This is a genomic window from Mesobacillus persicus, from assembly GCF_900109925.1.
Taxonomy (GTDB): domain Bacteria; phylum Bacillota; class Bacilli; order Bacillales; family Cytobacillaceae; genus Mesobacillus_B; species Mesobacillus_B persicus.
The window spans coordinates 1-2,175 of the sequence record NZ_FOBW01000039.1 but is presented as its reverse complement, the minus strand read 5'-3'; the positions used below and the strand labels follow the sequence as shown (position 1 = coordinate 2,175).

2 protein-coding genes are annotated in these 2,175 nt (G+C 41.6%); both read right to left on the bottom strand.

Annotated features, from left to right (window positions below; all coding sequences use genetic code 11):
• Positions 1-75 precede the first annotated feature (75 nt).
• Positions 76-795 carry an IS21-like element helper ATPase IstB gene (gene istB, locus BMX30_RS23135; protein ID WP_090750688.1) on the bottom strand — a complete coding sequence of 240 codons (720 nt, stop codon included), beginning with the start codon at positions 793-795 and terminating at the stop codon, positions 76-78.
• Positions 795-2,175, bottom strand: a 1,381-nt coding sequence (istA, locus tag BMX30_RS23130; protein WP_139195437.1) for an IS21 family transposase, incomplete at its 5' end; no start/stop codon positions are given. The genes istA and istB, both read right to left, overlap by 1 nt.

The window sequence follows — 2,175 nt, the reverse complement described above, 5'->3', positions numbered from 1 at the left end:
TGTATTTGGCAAGCAAAAAATGTTCAAAACGGCAGATAAAAATGTATCCATTCAAACCACTCGTCAACGATATTGCTAGTTTTGTAATAATGACTCCTTATAGCGATGACTGTCGCCGTTAAATACCACCAGATGAGAATGGTGGATCAGCCGGTCAATGACTGCCTCCGTCAAAATCGGATCACCAAAAACGTGGTTCCACTGACCGAACTGCAGGTTGGTTGTAATAATGATGCTTTTGGTCTCATAACACATTGAAATTACTTGAAATAATAGCTCTCCACCTTGTTTATGCAAAGGGATATAACCCAGTTCATCAAGGATTAATAAATCTAGTTTTTCAATTTGCTTAAACAGTCTTGGCAATGTTCCTTTTTCGTTCGCATCGAGAAGCCTATTTACTAACCCTGCAACTGTATAGAACTTTACTGACTTGCCAAACTTATGTATGGCATTCAAACCAATCAACGTGGCTAAATAGGTTTTACCGACACCTACTCCTCCATAAAAAATGGCATTCTCCTGATTTTCCACAAACTCACAATTCAGCAGGGTCTCCTTTGTCATTCCTGCCGGAATCTGAATCTCATTCCACTCAAATGGCTTTCCTTTTACTTTAGGAAGTGTAGCCTGGGTTAACAGAAGGTTAACCCGTCGCTCTTCACGTTGCTGAATTTCGGCTTCAAAGAGCTTAAGCAAATACTCTTGATTATCCGAGCCTTCCACTTCTTGATAATGCTCCTTGATCCAGCTAAGCTTCAGTCGTTTCGCATAGGATTTAATTAGGTCATTCATTATGCGTCCACTCCTTTATGAAGCTGGTCATAATGGTTTAGGCCTCTGGTGACTTCTGGTAGTCTAGGCAGGGGAATTTTAGGCTTTATTTCATTTCGGATTCCACGGCCGTTGATAAGTTGATAGAATACTTGTTTAATCGCATCCACGGATGGATGCCCATGTTCGGAAGCTATTACTAGGGCTTTTGTAATGACATCGAAATCATGGTCCTTTAAAATCATCGCTAATAGTTTTAGTGCCTCCGGTTTTTCGGCAACTGTGCAGGACCCAAAATAGTTCTTCCATTCTTCCGGAAGCTGATCATAGAAACTAGTATATTTAAGTGCCATAGGCCGTTTGGCCATCAAGTTTAAATACGGCTGCCACTTCATAGACTTCCGATATTGACCGTATAAACGGGAGTGACTGACAACAAGCTGGTTATCTTCGTTTAAGATTTCCACTTTGTTATATGAAATTTTAACCAGTACTTTGCTTAGCGCATATCTTGGTGAGGTTGAATATAAGTTGAGGTCCACCTTAATATAACCATATTTATCGGCTTTCAGCTTCTCGTACCTAACACATTCATATTCTTTTGCCGGCAATAAGAGGAAGGACTTCCTATCTTCCTCAAAAAGCTCTGAGATTGTCCATTCCTTTTGATAATGCTTTCTTTCACGGTCTTTCTCTGCCTTGGTCCATAGTTCTTTATTTAGCTCGTCCAGCTCGATGACATGGAGTCCTGGCAGGAGGAAATTATTCCGGACATACTTGACCATTGCCTCGACGTGGCCTTTCTCGTTTCCGCTATTGGGATTGCAGAATTCACATTCGAAACCGTAATGAAGAACGAAGTTTTGGAACTCCTCTGTTAATTGCCGTTCCCCCTTTGGCAGGACTTTCTTAACGGCAGGGGAAAGATTGTCAAAACGTATGGCCTTTGGCACTCCTCCCATATGGTGAAAAACTCTTTTCATTCCTTCTAGGAAACACTCCTTGTTTTGGGAAGGAAAGACTTGAAAATAAAAGGCGTTACTGGAAGGGAATGAAACCACAAGGTATGGCAAAACGATTTCTTCTCCTCCGTAAATGAATGGTGCTTCTCCAAAATCTACTTGAGCTGTCCCTGGGACAGATTCTAGTGGAAGAGCTGCCTCATCAGCCTCGTTAAGGAACTCTCTCTTTCTCAAGGAAACATAATCCCGTACGGTTCGGTCAGAGCCTTCAAACCCATGGTTATCTTTTAACAAGTCCCACATTCTCTTAGCAGTTCTACGAAACTTCTTTTTCTTTTTCATGTCCTCTTTAATCCATTCATCTAGGATTGCCTTTACTGGCCCTAGTACCGGAGCAACCCTGGTCTGTTTTTTCTGTGGCTGTTTGTTGAAATCCTCC